General features: G+C 37.3%; 22 protein-coding genes and 1 other annotated feature. All 22 genes read right to left on the minus strand.

The window, feature by feature from the left end; translation table 11 throughout:
• Positions 1-193: 193 nt before the first annotated feature.
• The 22 genes from pyrE to RUH95_RS03180 all read right to left on the minus strand — a co-directional run bounded on the left by pyrE (position 194) and on the right by RUH95_RS03180 (position 22,277).
• A complete protein-coding gene (pyrE, locus tag RUH95_RS03075) occupies positions 194-826 on the minus strand; it encodes an orotate phosphoribosyltransferase (protein WP_313891345.1) in 633 nt (210 codons plus the stop codon).
• A complete protein-coding gene (gene pyrF, locus RUH95_RS03080) occupies positions 823-1,533 on the minus strand; it encodes an orotidine-5'-phosphate decarboxylase (RefSeq protein WP_313891346.1) in 711 nt (236 codons plus the stop codon). The genes pyrE and pyrF overlap by 4 nt, the downstream gene beginning before the upstream one ends.
• Positions 1,530-2,444, minus strand: a complete 915-nt coding sequence (locus tag RUH95_RS03085; protein ID WP_313891347.1) for a dihydroorotate dehydrogenase — start codon at positions 2,442-2,444, stop codon at positions 1,530-1,532. Before RUH95_RS03085 ends, pyrF begins: the two co-directional genes overlap by 4 nt.
• Positions 2,441-3,217 carry a dihydroorotate dehydrogenase electron transfer subunit gene (locus RUH95_RS03090; RefSeq protein ID WP_313891348.1) on the minus strand — a complete coding sequence of 259 codons (777 nt, stop codon included), beginning with the start codon at positions 3,215-3,217 and terminating at the stop codon, positions 2,441-2,443. The genes RUH95_RS03085 and RUH95_RS03090 overlap by 4 nt, the downstream gene beginning before the upstream one ends.
• Complete coding sequence (gene carB, locus RUH95_RS03095; RefSeq protein ID WP_313891349.1) at positions 3,214-6,414, minus strand: carbamoyl-phosphate synthase large subunit; 3,201 nt, start codon at positions 6,412-6,414, stop codon at positions 3,214-3,216. The genes RUH95_RS03090 and carB overlap by 4 nt, the downstream gene beginning before the upstream one ends.
• The gene (locus RUH95_RS03100; RefSeq protein ID WP_313891350.1) at positions 6,407-7,507 is read right to left on the minus strand and encodes a carbamoyl phosphate synthase small subunit; all 1,101 of its coding nucleotides are present in this window, start codon (positions 7,505-7,507) and stop codon (positions 6,407-6,409) included. Before RUH95_RS03100 ends, carB begins: the two co-directional genes overlap by 8 nt.
• Complete coding sequence (locus RUH95_RS03105; RefSeq protein WP_313891351.1) at positions 7,504-8,784, minus strand: dihydroorotase; 1,281 nt, start codon at positions 8,782-8,784, stop codon at positions 7,504-7,506. Before RUH95_RS03105 ends, RUH95_RS03100 begins: the two co-directional genes overlap by 4 nt.
• Position 8,785: 1 nt before the next feature.
• On the minus strand, positions 8,786-9,664 hold the full coding sequence (locus RUH95_RS03110; protein WP_313891352.1) for an aspartate carbamoyltransferase catalytic subunit: 879 nt from the start codon (positions 9,662-9,664) through the stop codon (positions 8,786-8,788).
• Positions 9,665-9,817: 153 nt separating this feature from the next.
• On the minus strand, positions 9,818-11,119 hold the full coding sequence (locus tag RUH95_RS03115) for a solute carrier family 23 protein (protein WP_313891353.1): 1,302 nt from the start codon (positions 11,117-11,119) through the stop codon (positions 9,818-9,820).
• Between the two features lie 30 nt (positions 11,120-11,149).
• Complete coding sequence (gene pyrR, locus RUH95_RS03120) at positions 11,150-11,689, minus strand: bifunctional pyr operon transcriptional regulator/uracil phosphoribosyltransferase PyrR (protein WP_313891354.1); 540 nt, start codon at positions 11,687-11,689, stop codon at positions 11,150-11,152.
• 214 nt (positions 11,690-11,903) lie between these two features.
• Complete coding sequence (locus tag RUH95_RS03125) at positions 11,904-12,833, minus strand: RluA family pseudouridine synthase (RefSeq protein ID WP_313891355.1); 930 nt, start codon at positions 12,831-12,833, stop codon at positions 11,904-11,906.
• Positions 12,833-13,309: a signal peptidase II gene (gene lspA, locus RUH95_RS03130; RefSeq protein ID WP_313891356.1), complete on the minus strand. Its 477-nt coding sequence runs from the start codon at positions 13,307-13,309 to the stop codon at positions 12,833-12,835. Before lspA ends, RUH95_RS03125 begins: the two co-directional genes overlap by 1 nt.
• Before the next feature lie 138 nt (positions 13,310-13,447).
• Complete coding sequence (gene ileS, locus RUH95_RS03135; protein WP_313891357.1) at positions 13,448-16,210, minus strand: isoleucine--tRNA ligase; 2,763 nt, start codon at positions 16,208-16,210, stop codon at positions 13,448-13,450.
• 60 nt (positions 16,211-16,270) lie between these two features.
• Positions 16,271-16,495: a binding site (T-box leader), on the minus strand.
• A gap of 52 nt (positions 16,496-16,547) precedes the next feature.
• Positions 16,548-17,057 (minus strand): DivIVA domain-containing protein, encoded by a 510-nt coding sequence (locus RUH95_RS03140; RefSeq protein ID WP_313891358.1) that lies wholly within the window; start codon positions 17,055-17,057, stop codon positions 16,548-16,550.
• 96 nt (positions 17,058-17,153) lie between these two features.
• Positions 17,154-17,942, minus strand: a complete 789-nt coding sequence (locus RUH95_RS03145; protein WP_313891359.1) for a YlmH family RNA-binding protein — start codon at positions 17,940-17,942, stop codon at positions 17,154-17,156.
• 48 nt (positions 17,943-17,990) lie between these two features.
• On the minus strand, positions 17,991-18,251 hold the full coding sequence (locus tag RUH95_RS03150) for a YggT family protein (RefSeq protein ID WP_313891360.1): 261 nt from the start codon (positions 18,249-18,251) through the stop codon (positions 17,991-17,993).
• A gap of 19 nt (positions 18,252-18,270) precedes the next feature.
• Positions 18,271-18,756 (minus strand): cell division protein SepF, encoded by a 486-nt coding sequence (locus tag RUH95_RS03155; RefSeq protein WP_313891361.1) that lies wholly within the window; start codon positions 18,754-18,756, stop codon positions 18,271-18,273.
• Positions 18,753-19,448 carry a YggS family pyridoxal phosphate-dependent enzyme gene (locus tag RUH95_RS03160; protein WP_313891362.1) on the minus strand — a complete coding sequence of 232 codons (696 nt, stop codon included), beginning with the start codon at positions 19,446-19,448 and terminating at the stop codon, positions 18,753-18,755. Before RUH95_RS03160 ends, RUH95_RS03155 begins: the two co-directional genes overlap by 4 nt.
• A 70-nt stretch (positions 19,449-19,518) precedes the next feature.
• Positions 19,519-19,764 carry a YlmC/YmxH family sporulation protein gene (locus RUH95_RS03165; protein WP_313891363.1) on the minus strand — a complete coding sequence of 82 codons (246 nt, stop codon included), beginning with the start codon at positions 19,762-19,764 and terminating at the stop codon, positions 19,519-19,521.
• 83 nt (positions 19,765-19,847) lie between these two features.
• Positions 19,848-20,636, minus strand: a complete 789-nt coding sequence (sigG, locus tag RUH95_RS03170) for an RNA polymerase sporulation sigma factor SigG (protein WP_313891364.1) — start codon at positions 20,634-20,636, stop codon at positions 19,848-19,850.
• A 91-nt stretch (positions 20,637-20,727) separates the two neighbouring features.
• Entirely contained in the window at positions 20,728-21,435 is a 708-nt protein-coding gene (gene sigE / locus RUH95_RS03175; protein WP_313891365.1) for an RNA polymerase sporulation sigma factor SigE, read from the minus strand.
• Entirely contained in the window at positions 21,435-22,277 is an 843-nt protein-coding gene (locus RUH95_RS03180) for a sigma-E processing peptidase SpoIIGA (RefSeq protein WP_313891366.1), read from the minus strand. Before RUH95_RS03180 ends, sigE begins: the two co-directional genes overlap by 1 nt.
• Positions 22,278-22,746: the final 469 nt, after the last annotated feature.

Raw genomic sequence — 22,746 nt, forward strand, 5'->3', positions numbered from 1 at the left:
AGTGGAAAGCGGCGACTCTGTCAGGTAAAAGCGCGAACTAAAAGCCCCTCAGGAGCACATGTTTTTGCGACGAGGAGATTGAAGCCGTGCCCGCCGAACTCGTCCGCTTGGAATGAAGTCCACTTTATTAATTCATATATTTTTTCTTCAAACAAAAAAACAGAGCTGCCATGGCAACTCTGTGTACGTTCAATTATTTCAATAATCCTTGCTTCAAATCGCTATGCCATTTAGAAAGCATTGGAAGATCTGCTTCTGCAATCGAGCCTGCTTCTTTTGCTGCATTTGTTAATGCATCATAATTTGTTAAGCTAACAAATGAAATGCCTGCTTCTTTGAATGCCTCTTCTGCTCTTGGTAGACCATATGTAAAAATAGATACTACTCCTAGTACTTCAAAGCCTTCTTTTTTCAATGCTTCTACAGCTACTAGACTACTACCACCAGTTGAAATTAGATCCTCAATAACAACTACTTTTTGCCCAGCTACAATTTTACCTTCGATTTGGCTACCTGTCCCATGTTCTTTCGGTTTTGAACGAACATACAGCATCGGAAGGTCTAATAAATCACTCACCCACGCAGCATGGGGTATTCCCGCTGTTGCAGTACCAGCTACAACTTCTGTTCCTGGGAATTTTTTGTCGATTGCTTCTGCTAAGCCTTTTGCAATTTCTTTGCGAATTGCAGGAGACGACATTGTAATACGGTTATCACAGTAAATCGGTGATTTAATACCTGAAGCCCAAGTGAATGGATCATTCGGCTTTAATTCTACTGCACCTACTTGAAGTAATGCTTTGGCGATTGTATTTTCTAATGTCATGCGTATTCCTCCCACATTTTCAAAATAGTATTATATGCCTCTACCGGTTTTTCTGCCTTTGTAATAGCACGACCAACAACGATATGAGATGAACCAAGAAGTCTTGCATTTGCTGGAGTTGCAACACGAATTTGATCATGTGCAGACCCTTCTGCCAATCGAATACCTGGTGTTACACGTAAAAAGTCTTGTCCACAAGCTTCTGCGATTGCTTTTGCTTCTAGAACAGAGCAAACTACACCGTCTAATGCTGCTGTTTTTGATAGTTTTGCATAGTGAACAACTGATTCATCAATCGATGTTTTGATCAGTTGCTCTTCTTGCATTTGTTTTTCTGAAGTAGAAGTTAGCTGTGTTACTCCGATGATTGAAGGTCTTTTATTGCCAGCAGTTGTTCCTGCTTCTAGTCCTTCACGCGCTGCGATCATCATTGCTTCTCCACCAGCAGCATGGACATTTACTAAGTCTGCTCCAAGTCGAGCTAGTCCTTTCATCGCTTGTCCTACTGTATTTGGAATATCATGAAGCTTCAAATCAAGAAACACATCATGACCCATTTCCTTCAATTTATAAACGATTGACGGACCTTCTTGTAAATATAGTTCCATTCCCACTTTGACAAAAAGTGATTGATCGAAAGGAGATAAAAAGCTGTATGCATCTTCTGCTGAAGCAAAGTCTAATGCAATAATTGGGCTGTTTTTCATAGTCGATGACTCCTTCCAACTAATTCAGATACTGTTTCAAAGCCTAATTCATCTAATTTTTCTGGAAGTTGCTCGATTAAATTCGGGCAAACAAATGGATCTACAAAGTTTGCTGTTCCTACTGCAACTGCACTAGCACCCGCAGATAAAAAGTCAATAACATCATCAATCGTTGAAATTCCACCCATTCCAATAATCGGAATAGATACCTGCTTCGCAACTTCGTAAACCATGCGCAAAGCAACTGGTTTAATAGCTGGACCTGACAGTCCCCCTGTTACGTTTGCGATGACTGGCTTCCCTGTTTTCGTGTCTAATCGAATGCCAAGCAATGTATTTATCATTGTAATACCGTCTGCTCCGCCAGCTTCTACTGCTTTTGCGATTTCTCCTACATTTGTAACGTTTGGAGAAAGCTTCACATAGACAGGAACAGAGGACACTTCTTTTACTGCTCTCGTTAATTCTTCTGCGACTCTTGGATCTGTTCCGAAAGTAATACCGCCTTGTTTTACATTTGGACAAGAAATATTTAACTCTAGGGCATGTACATTAGATGCTTTCGAAATCGCCTCTGCTACTGCAACATAATCTTCTGTTAAAGTTCCGGCAACATTTGCGATGATTGGCACATCGTATTGCGCTAACCAAGGAAGCTCATTTTCCATTACTTTTGTTAAACCTGGATTTTGCAAACCAATCGCATTTAGCATACCTGCAGGTGTTTCCGCTACACGTGGTGTCGGATTTCCTAGTCGCGTTTCCAGAGTAGTTGCTTTAATCATTATTGCGCCAAGTTTAGATAGGTCATATAGTTTTGCATATTCTTTCCCAAATCCGAAGCAACCGGAAGCCGGCATGATTGGATTTTTCAATGAAAGGCCTGGTAATACAACTGCTAATCTATTCATACTCGAACAACTCCTGACTGGAACACTGGACCATCTGAACAAACTTTCACATAATCAGCTTCTGTTTTTTCTGTTGTTTCACAAACACATGCAAAGCATGCCCCGATTCCACAGCCCATACGTTGTTCAAAAGACAAGTAACCTTCTTTATGCGGATACATTTTCTCTAAAGCGGAAAGCATTGGCGTTGGGCCACAGCTATAGTAAACGGCAAAATCTTCTTCTAATGTTTCTAATACGTTCGTAACAAAGCCTTTATGTCCGTGGCTACCGTCCACAGTTACGATATGCGTTTCTCCAAGCTCTTGGAAATGTTTTTCATAAAAAACAACGTCTTTTGATTGAAATCCAAGTACGTGAATTGGTTGTACACCTTTTTCAACAAGTCTTTTCGAAAGCTCATACAAAGGTGGAACACCAATTCCTCCACCGACTAATAATGCCTTTTGACCAGCTTGTACTTTATCGATTGGAAAACCGTTTCCAAGAGGTCCAAGTACATCTACTTGGTCCCCTTGTTTTTTTTCAGAAAGAAGCGTTGTGCCTCTTCCTTCTGCACGGTAAATCATTGTAAATTGTAATGTATCTTTATCTATAGAAGAAATACTTATTGGTCTTCTAAGTAAAGGGTCAAACTGATCAGACACACGTAAGTGGACGAATTGACCGGGTTCATTCATATCCAGCACATGCTGTCCAATTAATGTAAGTTCAAAAATGTTCGTCGCAATTTGTTTTTGTTTCACGACTTGCATTTGTCCTTGTCTAATCATGCTCGAACCTCCTCATGTTTCATCGTTTCTGTAGAAAATGTCATAGATTCAATTACACGCAACATTGCTTCAGCAGTATCTAATGAAGTTAAGCATGGAATACCATTTTCAACTGCTTCTCTACGAATGCGGAAGCCATCACGCTCAGGCTTCATACCTTTTGTTAATGTGTTAATGATGAACTGCGCATCACCTTTTTGAATTACGTCTAAAATTGTCGTTCCTTCAGAACCACCGATTTTGTCTACTACATCTACTGGAATTCCAGCTTGTTGAATTGCTTCCGCTGTTCCAGCAGTTGCAATAATACGGAAGCCAATTGCATTAAAACGTTTCGCAATTTCTGTTCCTTCTTCTTTATCTTTGTCTGAGATAGTCATTAGGACAGAACCATGATCTTTTATTTCCATACCTGCTGCTACCAAGCCTTTGTATAGTGCTTTTTCTAATGTAATGTCTTTCCCCATAACTTCACCAGTAGATTTCATTTCTGGCCCAAGCGTAATGTCTACACGACGAAGTTTTGCAAAACTGAATACTGGTACTTTCACGTAAACTCCTGGACGGTTTGGAGCAAGTCCTGGTGTATATCCTTGCTCTACGATTGATTGCCCTAAAATTGCTTTTGTCGCAATATTAGCCATTGGGATTGACGTAATTTTACTCAAGAATGGTACCGTACGACTTGAACGTGGATTTACTTCAATTACATATACTTCATCTTTTGAAATTACGTATTGAATGTTCATCAACCCAACAATTTTTAATCCTTTTGCTAATCGTGTTGTGTAGTCTACTAATGTATCTACATGTTGTTGTGACAGTTTTTGTGGAGGATATACGGCGATTGAGTCACCAGAGTGAACTCCTGCTCGTTCGATATGCTCCATAATTCCCGGGATTAATACGTTTTCTCCATCACAAATTGCATCTACTTCGATTTCTGTTCCCGTTAAGTATCGGTCAATTAATACTGGTTTTTCCGGGCTAGCTTCTACTGCGTGCTCCATATAATGTGTAATCTCTTCTTCGTTATAAACGATTTGCATTGCACGTCCACCAAGTACGTAAGATGGTCTAACTAATACTGGATACCCAATTTCATTTGCAATAACGACAGCTTCTTCAACTGATACAGCCGTCTTACCGAGCGGTTGGGGAATTTCGATTTCATGTAATGCTGCTTCAAATTTGTTACGGTTTTCTGCACGGTCAATATCTTCTAGTGTTGTACCTAGAATTTTAACGCCGCGTTCTTCTAAAGCTTCCGCTAAGTTGATCGCTGTTTGCCCCCCAAATTGTACGACTACTCCTTTTGGTTGCTCTAAATCAACGATATGCATTACATCTTCTACCGTTAATGGCTCGAAGTATAATTTATCTGAGATTGAGAAGTCAGTAGATACCGTTTCAGGGTTATTGTTAATAATAATTGCTTCGTATCCAGCTTCTTTAATCGCCCATACAGAGTGTACAGTTGCATAGTCAAACTCTACCCCTTGACCGATTCGAATTGGACCAGATCCTAAAACGATAACACTTTCTTTGTCCGTGCGAATTGATTCATTTTCTTCTTCATACGTTCCGTAGAAGTAAGGTGTTTCTGATTCAAATTCTCCTGCACAAGTATCAACCATTTTGTACACAGGTACGATGTCGTTTTCTTTTTTGAAATTGTATACGTCAATTTCTTTGACATTCCAATATTTCGCGATTGTTTTATCTGCAAAGCCCATACGTTTTGCTTTATATAATACTTCTGTATCAAATGGATTTGCTTGAATTACTTCTTCATATTTCACGATATTTTGAAGTTTGTTCAAGAAAAATACATCAATTTGGCTCCACTCATTCAGTGTTTCTACTGAAACCCCTCGACGAAGTGCTTCTCCGATAAAGAATAAGCGCTCATCTCCTGCACGGCGAATACGTTTTTCCATCCACTCATCTGTAATCGTTTCACTATTTTTCATTTCGATATGGAAATGACCTGTTTCAAGAGAGCGCACTGATTTAAGAATCGCTTCTTCGAACGTACGTCCAAGTGACATTACTTCTCCAGTTGCTTTCATTTGAGTACCAAGATTACGTTTTGCAGACTCGAACTTATCAAATGGCCATCTTGGAATTTTCGCAACAATGTAATCTAATGCTGGCTCAAAACAAGCATATGTTTTTTCAGTAACAGGGTTCATCATTTCATCCAGTGTAAGACCTACTGCAATTTTTGCAGCAAGCTTTGCAATTGGATAACCAGTTGCTTTTGATGCAAGTGCAGACGAACGACTTACTCGTGGGTTTACTTCGATAATATAGTAATTGAAGCTGTGTGGATCAAGCGCAAGCTGAACATTACATCCACCTTCAATTTTCAATGCACGAATAATTTTCAATGATACGTTACGAAGCATTTGGTTTTCACGGTCAGATAATGTTTGCGTTGGTGCAACTACGATGGAATCTCCTGTATGAATTCCAACTGCATCCACGTTTTCCATATTACAAACAACGATTGCATTATCAGCCGAGTCACGCATTACTTCATATTCAATTTCTTTAAATCCTGCAATTGATTTTTCAAGTAAACATTGTGTTACTGGGCTATATTTTAATCCACTTGTGACTATTTCTTGTAAGTCTGCGTCATTATGACAAATACCGCCACCTGTACCACCAAGTGTAAATGCTGGACGAACAATTACTGGGTAACCGATTCTTGCAACAAATGCTTTCGCTTCATCTAGATTATGAATGATGTCACTTTCTGGAACTGGTTCTCCTAATTCATTCATTAACGTTCGGAATAAATCACGGTCTTCTGCTTTATGAATTGCTTCTAGCTTTGTACCTAAAATTTCGATTCCTAATTCATCTAAAATTCCTGACTCATCAAGAGAAATGGCCATATTCAAACCAGTTTGTCCACCTAATGTTGGTAAAATTGCGTCTGGGCGTTCTTTACGAATAATTTTACTTACAAACGGTAATGTAAGTGGTTCAATATAAACTTTATCTGCTATTTCAGTATCCGTCATAATAGTGGCAGGGTTTGAGTTAACAAGGATTACACGATAGCCTTCTTCTCTTAATGAAATACATGCTTGTGTACCAGCGTAATCAAACTCTGCTGCTTGTCCAATGACAATTGGCCCAGAACCGATTACTAATATTGTTTGTATGTCTTTACGTTTAGGCATGTGAACTCTCCTTTTTGCTTTCAGCATTCATTAATTCGATAAATTGATCAAATAGGTGAACAGAATCCTCTGGACCTGATGACCCTTCTGGATGGAACTGAACCGAAAATACTGGGAACTTTTTATGTTTTACGCCTTCGATTGTGCCATCATTTAAAGCGATATGTGTAATTTCTAAATCTGTGTTAGCTAGTGAATCAGCATCAATTGCATAACCATGGTTTTGAGAAGTTAACTCTGTTCTTCCAGTCGTTAAATCTTTTACTGGATGATTTCCACCACGATGTCCAAATTTCAATTTGAACGATGTTGCACCACTTGCAAGTGAAATTAGTTGATGTCCAAGACATACTCCGAATGTCGGCACTTGACCAATAATTTCTTTAACCATTTCAACTGCTTCTGGAATATCTGTTGGATCTCCAGGTCCGTTTGATAGCATTACTCCGTCTGGGAACATTCCTAAAATCTCTTTTGCAGGAGTATTGTAAGGTACGACAATAATGTCGCAATCACGTTTGTTTAGTTCTCTTAAAATACCGTGCTTCATTCCGAAATCTACTAGTACCACTCTTTTTCCACGACCTGGGCTTGGATAAGGACGAGTAGTCGAAACTTGCTCTACTTCATTACGTGGAATTTCCGTATTTTTTAACTCTGCCACGATTTTTTCAACGTCTACTTCTTCACCAGCATTTGTTAATTTCCCTTTTAAAGAACCGTATTCTCGGATAATACGTGTTAACTTTCTCGTATCAATTCCTTCAATACCAGGAACTTTTTTAGCTTCTAAAAATTCGCTTAATGTACCATTGCTTCTGAAGTTAGATGGTTGTTCCGCAAGCTCTCTTATAACTACTCCCGAAAGAGCTAGATCAATCGATTCAAAATCATCTGCGTTAATACCATAATTTCCAACCATCGGATACGTAAACGTTAAAATTTGACCACAGTTCGAAGGATCTGAAATAGATTCCTGATAGCCTGTCATTCCGGTCGTAAAGATAACCTCACCAATTGTTCCTTCTTCACTTCCGAATGCATTTCCTTTAAACACAGTACCATCTTCTAATATTAAATATCTCATTTTCATGCTTTCTCCTCCTGCCAAACGATTTCTCCGTTATATATAGTGACTTGTGGCCAACCAGTACATACCCACCCGTTGAATGGTGTATTTTGACCTTTTGATAAAAATGCTTCTTTATCAATTGCTTGTTCTTTTTCTAAGTCAATCAGTACTAAATCAGCTGGTGCACCTTCTTCTAACTTTCCAAACTCAAATCCGAATACATCCGCTGGTTTATTCGTTAAATAATCTAATAGTTGTTTTAATGTCCACACACCATTTTTTACAAAATGTGTGTACAGTAAAGGAAATGCTGTTTCTAATCCGACAATTCCGAAAGGTGCTGATTCAAAACCATTTGCCTTTTCTTCCTCTGTATGCGGGGCATGGTCAGTTGCAACAAAATCTAATGTGCCGTCAAACAATCCTTCACGAAGCGCCAGCATATCGTCTTTTCCTCTTAACGGAGGATTCATCTTCCAATTTGCATCATTCGATGGAATATCGTCTTCACATAGCAATAAATGATGTGGACTTACTTCTGCCGTTACATGCACTCCTGCTTTTTTTGCGTCTCGAATCACTCGCACAGACTCTTTCGTGCTCACGTGGCATACATGATAATGAGCACCTGCTGCTTCTGCAAGTAAAATATCGCGTGCAATATGTACTGATTCTGAAACTGAAGTGATTCCTTTTAATCCTAGCTCTTTGTTTCTATTTCCTTTATGCATAACTCCGCCGTAAAGAAGAGTATTATCTTCACAATGCGCAACAACTGGAATATTCCATTTTGCGGCATCGATCATTGCCTCTAACATTGTTCCAGCTGCTTGTACACCAACGCCGTCATCCGTTAAAGCAAATGCACCAAGATTTTTTAATGCTTCGATATCTGTTCTTTCTTTACCCGCTTGACGAATCGTAATAGATGCATATGGTAAGACACGAACAAGTGCATTTTTTTCAACTAAATCTAATACATGGGAGAAGTTTTCTGCCGTATCTGGAACTGGTCTCGTATTAGGCATTGCACAAATTGTCGTGTAGCCACCTTTTGCAGCAGCTTTTGTTCCTGTTTCAATCGTTTCTTTATGTTCACCACCCGGTTCGCGTAAGTGTACATGTACATCGATGAAACCAGCTGAAACTAACATTCCTTTACCATCAATTACTTGTGCATTTTTAGCTGTTGCTTTTGCGCCGATTTTTGCAATTTTGCCATCTTGAATGACGATAGAAGTCTTTTCTAAAGCTCCATCTTTATTTACCATTTGAACGTTTTGAATAATTTTTGTCATGTTATTCTCTCCCTTTCAAAATCATCTCAATGACTGCCATGCGAATAAAAACACCATTTTCCATTTGTTTAAAAATGCGAGAACGATCACACTCTATTAGCTCACTTGCTATTTCTACATCTCTATTGAATGGTGCTGGATGCATAATAATAGAACTTTCTTTCATGCGTTTTTCTCTTTCTATTGTTAAACCAAAAGCCTCGTGATACCCCTCTTTTGAAAAAGAAGTTGCACCATCATGCCTTTCGTGTTGAACCCTTAACATCATAATAACATCGCTCGATGCAATAACTTCATCAAAATCATTTACTGCTTCAAATTCTCCTTGCCATTCAGGAGGACATACGAAACGTACTTTTGCTCCGAGTCTTGTAAGAGCATCCGCATTCGATCTTGCTACTCTACTATGCGAAATATCCCCCACGATGCTTACTACTTTATCCTTAAGTGTTCCAAACTCTTGCCAAATTGTATAAATATCTAGAAGGCTTTGTGTTGGATGATTTCCTGTTCCATCACCACCATTAATAATGGCTGGCTTCACTTTTCCAACAAGTGATTCAAAGTAATTATTTTCTTCATGTCTTATAACTAATGCATCTATGCCAATTGCTTCTAGCACTTTCACTGTATCGTAAAGCGTTTCACCTTTTAACGTACTAGAAAAACCTGCTTCAAAAGGAAGTACATCCATGTCTAATTTTCTCTCTGCCATTTCAAAACTCATTTTTGTACGAGTACTTGGCTCAAAAAAAAGATTCGCCATTGTGTAATGATTTTTCAGCGTAGATTTCGCACCTTCGCGAAATGCTTGTGCCTGTTCTAAAATAGCCCTTATTTGTTCTACAGACAAATCTTTCATAGATACTAAATTTTTCATGCTTGCATCTCCTTCTTTATAGAAAAAACCTTCTCGAAAAGTCTCGAGAAGGTTCGTTTAAGAACAGACTAGCAAAGGAATTCTATTTACATAGCTCCTACTAATCTAACCGAACCTTTCGCTGACTCACTGGACAACTAGTTAAAAGGTTATTTATTCAATTGTTTTTGTTGCTGGAACTTCCGCTTCTTTTCTACCTGGTAAAACTAAGTTCAAAACAACTCCAATGATTGCAGCTAGAGCCATTCCTTCAATACTAAGTGATTCGGAGACGATGAATTTCGCTCCGCCAATTCCAATTACTAAAATAACTGAGGCAATTACTAGGTTACGGCTGTTACCAAAGTCTACATTTGCTTCTACAAGCATACGTAAACCGCTAGCTGCGATAATCCCGAATAAAAGGATTGATACCCCTCCTAAAACTGCTGTTGGGATAGTAGAGATGATTGCCATCGCTTTCCCAAAGAATGAAAGTAAGATTGCAACTACTGCTGCGCCCATAATAACGTACACACTGTATACTCGAGTGATTGCTAACACTCCTATATTTTCACCATATGTCGTTTTAGGAGGTCCACCGATTAGTGCACTCGCAAATGTTCCTAAACCATCCCCAAGTAATGATCTATGTAAACCTGGTTCTTTAATATAATCGCGATCAACAACTTTCCCTAAAACAAGCTGATGACCAATATGTTCTGAAATGGTTACGATAACGATTGGAACCATTATTAGAAGAATTCTGAATGTCACATCAAACTCATAATGTACACCTGGTATTAAGAAGTCTGGTAAAGCGAACATTTTTGCTTCTTTAACAGGGGTGAAATTAATAATGCCAATAATTGCTGAGTAAATATACCCTACAACAAGTCCGATTAATATCGGCATTGTACTTAAAATATTTTTAAAATAAATCGTACAGAAAATTGCTGTAAACAATGTTACTAGAGCTGCTGAAAAATGTAAGAAGCTATATTCTTTTAAGCCTGTATCGCCTACTGGAATATTCATCGCCATATCCACTGCTACTCCTGAAAGACCTAAACCGATAACCATAATTACAGGTCCTACAACGATTGCAGGCAATAGCTTCATAATCCACTTATGACCGCTCTTCCAAATGACAAGTGAAACAATTCCGTAAACTAGTCCGACGAACATTGCTCCAATCATCGCATTTCCTGGATCTGTCCCTCCATTCGTTGCGATAATTATCGGTGCTATAAATGCGAACGATGAGCCTAAGTAAGCTGGTACTTGGAATTTAGTTATGAATAAGAAAATAATTGTTGCAATACCACTAGTAAGTAATGCAATAGCAGGGCTTAGTCCAACTAGTTGCGGTACTAAAATCGTAGAACCGAACATTGCGAACATATGCTGGAAGCTTAATGTGATGAGCTGTCCAGTTGAAGGTTTTTCATTTACATCTAATATTGCTTGCGACATGAACGTTCCCTACCTTTTCCTGAGATTTAATTATTCAAAAATTGTTACGGTATCTACATCATCTGTTTCTATTACTTTTACGACGATCCTTTCGCTGCTCGATGTCGGAATGTTTTTCCCAACGTAATCTGCTCTAATCGGTAACTCTCTGTGGCCACGATCTACTAACACAGCTAGTTGAATTTGTGCTGGCCTGCCTAAGTCCATTACTGCATCCATTGCAGCTCGAACTGTTCTTCCCGTATAAAGCACATCATCTACTAAAATAACTTTCTTATCCGTTACATCATGTGTTATGTCGACTTGTTGAACTAGTGCCTCATTTGAATCATTTTTTAACGATAAATCATCTCTGTATAACGTAATGTCTAGCTCTCCGGTTTTAATCGCTTTGCCTTCGATGCTTTCGATTCTATCCGCTAGCCTTTTCGCTAAAAATGCACCTCTAGTTTTAATGCCAACTAAAATGCACTCTTCGATTCCTTTGTTTCGTTCAATAATTTCATGTGCAATACGTGTAAGCGCTCTGTTAATAGCTTGTTCATCTAATATGCTTGCTTTTTCCGCCATCTTTATCCTCCTTCTTATTATTGCTGAGAAAATAAAAAACCTCTTGAGCTGAGAAGCCCAAGAGGTGTATATGCGTAAGAAAATAGGGTGAGCTCATAAGATTAAGTCCGCAGACTTATGATGAGTCACTTTCACATGTACCTTCTCAGCCTCTCTGGACTGTTATTAAAGGTGAAACTTATTTAGTTGTTTTCATTTCTTCAATCAGTATACTTCATTCATCTTCTTTTTTCAATGATTGATTTCTCAAATCTTCTATTAAATTTGTGAAATCATCTGGTAGTGGATGTGAAAACTCTAAATACTCTCCAGTTTTAGGTTGGATAAAACCTAGTACTCCCGCATGAAGCACTTGTCCATCGAAGCTAATTGTTTTCTTCGGACCATATTTTGGATCACCAGCTAGAGGATAACCAATATACTTCATATGCACACGAATTTGATGCGTTCTACCAGTTTCTAATTGACATTCTACTAATGTAAACTTATCAAAACGCTCAAGCACTCGGAAATGTGTTACTGCGTGTTTCCCATTATCGACTACCGCCATACTTTGACGATCTTTTTTATCACGAGCAATTGGCGCATCAATTGTTCCTTTGTCATGTGGAATACGCCCATGAACAAGGGCAATGTATTTACGAGTGACTGTTTTCTTTACTAATTGATCTACTAATGATTCATGCGCTACATCATTTTTCGCAACCATCAAAAGACCAGTCGTATCTTTGTCAATTCGATGTACAATACCAGGACGCATAACACCATTAATACCAGAAAGATCTTTAATTTGATACATTAAACCGTTCACTAATGTTCCACTACCATGTCCAGGTGCAGGATGAACAACCATTCCACTCGGTTTAAATACAACTACAGTATCTTCATCTTCGTGTACTATTTCTAAGTTTAAGTTTTCTGCAACGATATCAAGCGGAACTGCTTCAGGAGGAGCTACAATAATAACATCCCCGTCTTTTACTTTATAATTCGATTTAGCAGGCTCGTTATTAACTAGCACATGTCCATCTTTTATAAAGCTTTGGATTTGTGAGCGAGACCAGTCTGTATCATGGGCTGCTAGTGCTTTGTCGATTCTTTCTTTTGCTTGTTCTTTATTAATTGTAAATGTAAAATTTTCCATTACTTCACCTTTTTCTTTTCTGCTCGTTCTTCTTTTAGGATGAATAAGATAGTTATCACAACACCTATAGTTAATGCAGCATCTGCAATATTAAAAATTGGGAAATCATAATTAATAATTGGTATTAACACGTCTGCAAAGTCTACTACTTCCTTTTTTACAAGTCGATCGATAAAGTTTCCTATCGCTCCACCTAATAGCAACATTAATCCAATTTGAAACATTGGTTTGCCTTTTGCTTCTTTATGAAAATAATAAATAATCCCTATAATTACGATAATCGTTATGATCGTGAAAAAACCCATTTTCCCCTGTAACATTCCCCACGCCGCTCCACGATTACGATGTGAATACAGTGCAAGATAAGGATCTAAAATGATAATTCGTTCACCAAGCGTCATATTTTTAACGACAAGCCATTTTGTCCATTGATCAAGCGCAACAACAAATGCTGCTAGTCCATAAAATTTCCACATATCAGTTCCTCCGATATAAAAGAATCTACAATAGTTTACCATACATTACGCCTATTCGTAAAAAAGCATACTTTTCACAGAATAAATTCATCACTCATAGAAAAAATGTGGTCCTTCTATCGGACCACATTTCATTTTTTACACGTAATAATTTTCTACAACATCTGCACAACGAACACATAATGTTTCATGTTTTTCATTTGCTCCTACAGTATCAGCAATCATCCAGCAGCGCTCACATTTTTCTCCGTCCGCTTTTTCGATTAGAACAGAAGCATTTTCAAGCACTAGGCAATCCGCAGTAGCGTTTTCTTTAACTCCACCTAACACAAATTTAGAAACGATGAACAATTGAGCAAAGTCGATTCCTTCTGACTCAAATAATGATCTATATTCATCTGTTACATACAATGTAACTTTCGCTTCTAATGATTTCCCGATTGTTTTAGCATTACGAGCTTCTTCTAATGCTTTTAACACATCGTCACGAAGATCCATAATTTTATCCCACTTAGCTGCTAAAGCTTCATATTCAGGAAGTTCCACAGCATTTGGCATATCAGTAAGCTGAATGCTTTCTTCTGTTTCATGATCTAAATATGCCCATAGCTCATCTGCAGTATGAGATAAGATTGGCGTCATTAATTTTAATAGAGCTAATAACGTATCATACATAACCGTTTGCATTGCACGACGATCTTTATGATCAGTTCCGTAAATATATACAACGTCTTTTGCAATATCTAAGTAGAACGAACTTAATTCGCTAGAAACAAAGTTATTAACTGTATGATAAACACTTGCGAAATCATAACGATCATAAGCAGCACGAACTGTTTTAATCACTTCTTGCAATTTCATGTACATATATTGATCAACTTCACGAAGATCTTTAAATTCCACACGATCATTCACAGGATGGAAATCAGTAATATTCCCGTGTAAGAAGCGGAATGTATTACGAATTTTGCGGTATACTTCCGACACTTGCTTAAAGATAGCATCCGACACACGAACATCAGCTGTATAATCTACTGAAGCAACCCATAGGCGTACAATATCTGCTCCTAGTTGGTTCATTACTTTAGCAGGAACAATGACATTACCTAATGATTTACTCATTTTGCGGCCATCACCATCTAATACGAATCCGTGGCTTAATAACCCTTTGTACGGAGCGTGACCGAACATAGCAGTACTTGTGATTAAAGATGAGTTAAACCAACCACGATATTGGTCAGATCCTTCTAAGTACAAGTCAGCTGGGAATACTAAGTCTTCTCTTTCTTCTAAAACAGCTTGGTGTGTTGATCCAGAGTCGAACCAGACATCCATAATATCTGTTTCTTTCGTGAAAATACCGTTCGGGCTTCCAGCATGTGTATATCCTTCTGGCAATAAATCTTTTGCTTCTTTTTCAAACCAAATGTTTGAACCATGCTCACGGAACAATTTAGAAACATGTGAAATCGTTTCTTCTGTAAGAATCGGCTCCCCGTCTTCTGCGTAAAATACTGGAATTGGCACTCCCCATACACGTTGACGAGAAATACACCAATCTCCACGATCACGAATCATGTTGAACAAACGTGTTTCTCCCCATGCAGGAGTGAAGTTCGTATCACGAATCGCTTGTAATAATTCATCTCTAAAAGCTTCAATCGATGCAAACCACTGAGCAGTTGCACGATAAATAACTGGTTTTTTTGTACGCCAGTCATGTGGGTATGAATGCGTGATGAATGAAAGCTTTTCAAGTGCTCCAGCAGCATCTAGCGCTTCAGTAATTGCTTTGTTCGCATTATCATAAAACATACCTTCAAAACCAGGAGCTTCAGCAGTCATTACACCGCGATCATCGACTGGACTTAATACGTCTAAGCCGTATGCTTTGGCAACATAGAAGTCGTCTTCCCCGTGACCTGGTGCAGTATGAACACATCCAGTACCAGATTCCGTCGTAACATGCTCTCCAAGAATGATTAATGAATCACGATCATATAGTGGGTGTTTTGCAACTAAACGTTCCATTTCTTTCCCAAGTAATGTGCGCTCAACCGAATATTCTTCCCAGCTAAGTTCAGTAGCAACAGATTCAGCTAAATCTTTCGCTACAATATATTTCGATTCTTTCACATTAACTACCACATATTCCACTTCTGGATGTAGCGTAATTGCTAGATTCGCAGGAATTGTCCAAGGAGTAGTAGTCCAAATAATGAATTTTGTCCCTTCTTCAAGGATGCCTTTTCCTTCTGATACTTCAAAGCTCACATAAATAGACGCTGATTTTTTATCTTGGTATTCAATTTCTGCTTCTGCAAGTGCAGATTCACTTGATGGTGACCAATAAACTGGTTTAAGCCCTTTGTAAATATATCCTTTTTTCGCCATTGCGCCAAATACTTCAATTTGACGTGATTCAAATGCAGGAGTTAAAGTGATATATGGATTTTCCCAATCACCACGAACACCTAAACGTTTAAACTGCGAACGTTGATTGTCAATTTGTTGATAAGCATATTCTTCACAAAGTTTTCTGAACTCTGCTAAAGACAATTCTTTACGTTTTACACCTTTGTTTGTAAGTGCTTGTTCAATAGGTAAACCATGCGTATCCCAACCTGGAACGTAAGGAGCATGGAAACCTGTCATCGACTTTTGACGAATAATCATATCTTTTAATACTTTATTTAGCGCATGACCCATATGAAGATCTCCATTAGCGTAAGGAGGACCATCATGTAAAATAAAGAACGGACGATCAGCAGTTCTTTCTTGCACTTTTTTATAAATATCCATTTCAGCCCATTTTGTTTGAATCTCTACTTCTTTTACTGGTAAATTTCCACGCATTGGAAAATCAGTTTTCGGCATTAGTAATGTATCTTTGTATTCCATCTTTTTTTCCTCCTTTAATTTGAAAAACTATTTGCGAAAACAAAAAAACTCCTCATCCCAAAAAGGGACGAGAAGTTAATGCTCGCGGTACCACCCTACTTGCGATTTTTCAAAAAACCGCCGCTTAGTATGCCATAACGGGGCATAATCCGAAGACACTTACATTAAAAAGTTCTGTGCCTTTGCTCAAAAGGGATAATTTAAGAAAATTTCATTGCTTAGGCTCTCACCATCCCTAAGTCGCTTGTTCGAAATTTTAGTAAACGTCTTTTTCAACGCATGTTTATATGATATGCAATTATTATAGAAAAAGTAATGGAAACAGTCAAGAAGAGTGTTAGTCTTCTGTCACTGTAATTAGATCGATTTCAGTCGTATCTACATCATACTCCATTAAATGATTCCAATCATCTGTATTGATCAAATCTAATTGAGCTTCGATTAACATTTTAAAACGATTGCGGAAAACTTTCGACTGTTTTTTTAAGTCTTCAATTTCTAATGCTACTTTTCTTGCTTTTGTAAGTGCTTCATTGACAATTCTATCTGCATTCTTTTCTGCTTCTTTTACAATTAGCTTTGCTTCTTTTTGAGAATTGCGGCGAACTTCTTCAGCAGCCTCTTGCGCAACTATAATAGACTTATGTAATGTTTCTTCAATCGATGTAAAGTGCCCAACTTGTTCACTGGAAGATTTAAGCTTCATCTCTAGATCTTTTTTTTCTTTTAAGACAATCTCATAGTCTTTAATAATTTGATCTAAAAATTCATTTACTTCATCTTCGTTATATCCTCTAAATCCTTTACTAAATTCCTTGTTATTAATATCAAGAGGTGTTAATGGCATCTATTCCATCTCCTTTGCTTTGCTAGTAGTCTTTCTTTCTATTATACATTTCTGTATGTGTGAATACATCTAAAATTCAAATTTTATATATATAAATTAACTTTTTTGCTCTAAACGGCCAATTTGCAGTCGAATTTTATCTTTTTTTGTTCTGCCTTCCATCATCAGCAACTTAACTCTTCCTAATCCACGAATAGAAATTAAATCTAAATCTTGTAATTCCATAGACGTTTGCTCTTTTACAGACCAATTCACTTTCACTTTCCCACCATGAATTAGAGATGCTGATTTTTGTCTAGAAATATTAAAAATAGCAGAGATTACAGTATCTAGTCGAAGCGAACTAACGGTAAATGATTCTGTTAACCACTCTTCATGTTGCTTCAAATAGTTTAGCGGCTCCTCGACCACTTCTACCTGCACTTTCACTTTCCCGATGGATGTAAAATTAGCACGTACATAATCTAACACTTCTACTGCAACAACAAATTGAATGAACCCGTCTTCCACTCGAATATCCCCAAATTTACTTCGGTCCATACCAAGTGACATCATGGAGCCAAGAACGTCTTTATGACGCAATGTTACAAATTTTTTTGGATAATTCACTTCTACAACTTTCATCGCAAAATCTTCATTTGTCGGAACATAATAAGACGGATACAATAAAACACGTACTCGCTCTGCATCCTCAAGGACTCCTATTGATAAAGACTCTATCCCATCATATTGTCTACGTATCGAATCGACAATAAATTGCTGCCTTGGATCTAAGAAATCAGTAAGCTTTGGTGCATATCGATCTTCCACTTCTCGCATCATATGAACGACTTGTTCGATGAACGGCTGCTCTTCTTTTCTAAAATGTTGTAATACATTCTCCATATTAATGTTCCCTTTCAAATATAGTAAAAAACCCCACGAACGTGAGGTTTAGAAGAAATATGCTAGTGAAATAATACCTCTCATTGCAAGTTGCAAAGTAAAAATTGCAACAATTGGTGAAATATCAATCATTCCGATTGGAGGAATAATTTTTCTAAATGGTTCTAAATATGGTTCACAAATTTTCCCTAAAAATTGACCAAAAGCCGATTGCTGAATACTAGGTACCCATGACATTAATATGAAAATGATCAATGCGTACGAATAATATTTTAAAAATTGTGCTAGTAATAATAATACAAAACTCATAGTAGTGTTTGCTCCTCTATTAATCTAAATCGTTGTAGTAATAATCCGATATTGCTCCAGCAACTTCTACAGTATCTGGTGCACATAGGAAAATATCCGTACCTATTCGCTGTATATCTCCACCTAAAGCGTACACTGTTCCACTTAAAAAGTCGATTATCCGTATTCCTTGCTCTTTATCAATTCTTTGCAAATTGACAATAACTGCTTTTTTGCTCTTCAAATGCTCTGAAATGTCTTGTGCCTCGGCATAAACACGTGGCTCAATTAACATGACCTTCGAAGACTTTTGCATATTTTGAATACTAACAAGATTTGGTGTTGCCATATCTTTTGGAGTCGTATTGAATTTGCGCTCTTTTCCAGATGCCTTAACAGTTTGTTGCTTCATTTGATTTTCCACTGGTTTTTGCTGTTGAGGTCTTTGTTGTTGTACAGTCGTTGAAGCTATTTCATCATCTTCATCTAAATAAAAGAAATTTTTTATTTTATCTTTCATGCTCATACAATTCCCTCCTTCTCTTTGCCAACGAGTGCTGTACCAATTCGAACAAATGTAGCACCTTCTGCAATCGCTATCTGATAATCTCCAGACATGCCCATTGATAATTCTGTACATGGTGCATTCGGTAATTGCAATGCTGCTATTTTCTCCTGCAATTGTTTTAAGTTACGAAATACTGTACGAATAATGGAGATATCTTCCGTATTAGGCGCCATCGTCATCAATCCAATAACATTTATACGTGAGTAATTTGCTAGTTGTTTAATAAATTTTTCCGCTTCCTCACTCGTTAATCCATGTTTCGATTCCTCTTCTGAAACATTCACTTGCACAAAACAATCTTTTCGAGTCGTTGCTCTTTTTTCAATCTCATCTGCTAAGCTTAAACGGTCTAATGAATGCAAATAATCGATTTCATTAATAACCGCTTTTACTTTTCTCGTTTGCAATGTCCCTATGTAATGCCATTTGACCTCTTCATCAATAATGGCATCTAATTTCATCTTCAATCCTTCAGGTCGATTTTCTCCGAGATGATGAATACCTGCGGCAATTACTTCTTGTGTTCTTTCAACGGAAACCTCTTTTGTCACAGCTATTATCGTCACATCTGAAAGATTACGATTGGCAAGCGCGCAAGCTTCCTGCATATTTTCTTTTATTTGTATTAAATTTTGTTGTACATTTGTCATGTTAAAACCAACTTTTCATCACTTGTTTTTGTTTATTGTATCAATGAAAGACTGTTTTATCAATGCTGAATCAATCATGAAGCATATTTTTCGAGACAATAATGACATCTTTGCCAATTATCGATATATTTTGGACGGCAACTTTTTTCGTTTCTCTTTTTTTATTGAAAAATGTTGGATAGGCTCCTTGTGCTTCTACAACGAAGGAAACGATAAATCCTGTTTCTTTATCGATCTCCGCATCTACGATAAAACCTAATAATTGGCCGCTTGTTGCCTCAATTACTTCTTTTTGCTGTGCATCAGAAAACTTCATGTCTCTCCCCCTTTTTTATACTATATGACCCGAAAACAGAAAAAACGTTTTTTCTGTTTAGAAAAAACGTTTCGTCATCATGATTAATATTCTTTTGGATTCAATTGACTTTGAATGATAGACAATGCGCTTTTTTCTAGCCTAGATATTTGTGCTTGAGACAAACCAAGATCCATCGCAATTTCCGTTTGTGTTGCTCCAAAATAAATACGTTTCGTTAAAATCGTTTTTTGTCTCGTATCTAACTTTTGAAAACTATCTTTCACTGTAAAATAAGTAACCCATTGTTCTTCTGATACATCATTATCACATAATTGATCCATCATATAAATAGCATCCCCACCATCACTGAAAATTGGCTCCTGTAGGGAAACAGGATCTTGAATAGCATCTAAAGATAATAAAATATCTTCTGCAGGAATTTCTAATATTTTGGCTAAGTCTTCTAATGTAGGCTCTTGCAAATGCTCTGTAATGTATTGTTCTTTTGCTTTCATTGCTTTATATGCTATGTCTCGTAAAGATCTAGAAACCCGTACGGAATGATGATCCCTTAGATGCCTTTTTATTTCTCCTATAATCATTGGAACAGCATATGTAGAAAAACGTACATTATGCTTTAGGTCGAAATTTTCAATGGACTTAATAAGTCCGATACATCCAACTTGAAATAAGTCGTCAGCTTGTTCGCCACGATATGCAAATCGTTGAACAAGGCTTAATACTAGTCGCAAGTTACACATTACTAATTCGTCTTTGACAGCATGTTCCCCCGCTTGTAAACGAATAAATAGTGCTTTCATTTCTTCGTGTTTAAGTAAAGGAAGCTTAGATGTATCGATGCCGCATAATTCTACTTTTGTTCTCGTCATAGATCTTCCTCCGGACTTTTTTAATAGTTCTAAGTCAGTTTGTCCGGTAGTTTGAACTTTATTCCGAAGAAGCAGCATCCAATTTCACCCATTAAGCTATTGGCTCATTTAACAGCTCTTTTAAATCTAAAATTATTTTCTTTTCCAATCTGGAAATATACGACTGGGAAATTCCTAAATGGTCTGCAACTTCTTTTTGCGTCATTTCTTCTTTTCCATTCAATCCAAAACGGCATTGCATAATATACTTTTCACGATTCCCTAGTAAATTGATCGCTTCAAACACATGCTGACGCTCCAATTTCTTTTCGACATCCTCGATGATTAAGTCTTCACTCGTTCCTAAAATATCGGACAGTAACAACTCATTTCCATCCGAATCCGAATTTAAAGGTTCATCAAATGATACTTCCGACTTCATCCGATTTGTTTTACGTAAATGCATGAGTATTTCATTTTCAATACATCTTGAAGCATACGTAGCAAGTTTAATATTTTTATCCAAATTGAATGTTTCCACTGCTTTTATAAGCCCAATAGAACCAATGCTAATTAAGTCTTCAATGTTCGTATTTGTTTGATCAAACCTTCTTGCAATATACACAACTAATCTTAAATTCCTTTCAATAAGAACATCTCTCGCATGTTCGTCTCCATCCATAAAAGCAAGAAGCATTTCTCGTTCTTCTTCTCTCGATAACGGCTTGGGTAACGATTCATTGCCACCAATATAATGTACTCCACTTCTTTTAAACGAAAGAATCCAATAATAAATGCGACGAAAAAACTTTAATAGCATTAGCCAACACTCCTTTTCTTTAAATGGTAGTAAGAAGAGCTATGTAGTATCCCTTCTGCTCCATGTGGAAACTTATCTCTTAACTTCGTCATCACAATATATCCCTGTGGCAAAGCTTGTTCATTCACAATCCATTCGTCATATTTCAAACCTATAACCCATGTTTTTTCTTGCTGGACTGTCGCAATAGGTATTAGTCGTAACTTACTAGTGAATTGTTTTGGTATTGTGTCCATTCCTACCTTTTTATCAAATTCCCAATTCAATATTGTTTCGAATAAAGACTCGGGCAGCATATCTTTCATTACTTCTGATGCAACAAAATGAACAGGATCGTTAGATAAAGGTTCTTTACAAACGTTACCCGAATCAATAAATAGATTTAACTCTTTCGTTTGATCAAATAGTTTTAATGTCGAGCTGTAGACGAACTCTCTTTCCGTTTGACCTATGTGAATATGCAAGACATTTTTAGTTAAAAAGTATAGGCCGCCAATTACGATTAAGGCGAAATTTGTCAACATAAATATATTACTGCTCGTACTATAAAATGGCGCTATCGCTGTCAATAAACCGCCTGCAAATAAGCTTGTAAGTAATGTTAAAGCGATTGCTTTTACTATTTGTGTACGTTTTCTCCCAAATGCTATCCCAATCATTAGAAAGAAAGATAGAAAGATGGTAATGATAGGGTGAGAGAAGGTGACTGAGATTATTCCGGCTACTAAAGCCGAAAGAAACAAATATCTTTTTTTGTTTTCAATCCAACCAATTTTATTAGCGAATGCTAATACGGTATAGTTGAAAAAAGTATTAGTTGCAATCATTACTTCCGCGTACATAACTCTCCTCCTTTTGACTAAATCGTAACACGACTTTTGTAAGAAAAATGTCAAATGAACGGTGCAAAACATTCTTTTTTTACGACAAGAAATGCAGAGTTTCCTGTGTTCAACACAATTCAAGAATAGTTCTGAATAGTACGGAAGTTGTTTCGGGCACGGGGACAAGAAAAACTGGAAAAAAAACGAGCTAAAAGAGGCCCGGTCCTTTAAAAGCAAAACATCTTAGTCACGCAGTTTCCGGCTCACTCTAGGCTTCACATTATAGGCTATACGATGAAGGGGAAATTTTTAAAATGTGTTGGAAGCGGCTATACCACTTCCAACACATTTTTTGTTCAGTCATCATATAGCAAATCAAAAATTCGCCTTCCGTTCGCTAGAAACATCATAGCAAAGTAGCTAAATACTTTTGGCAATAGAAGAAGCAAGCTCATTCAATCTAGTAAGCAGGCCGCCAAAGATACAA

This window comes from Psychrobacillus sp., from assembly GCF_032154225.1.
Lineage (GTDB): Bacteria > Bacillota > Bacilli > Bacillales_A > Planococcaceae > Psychrobacillus.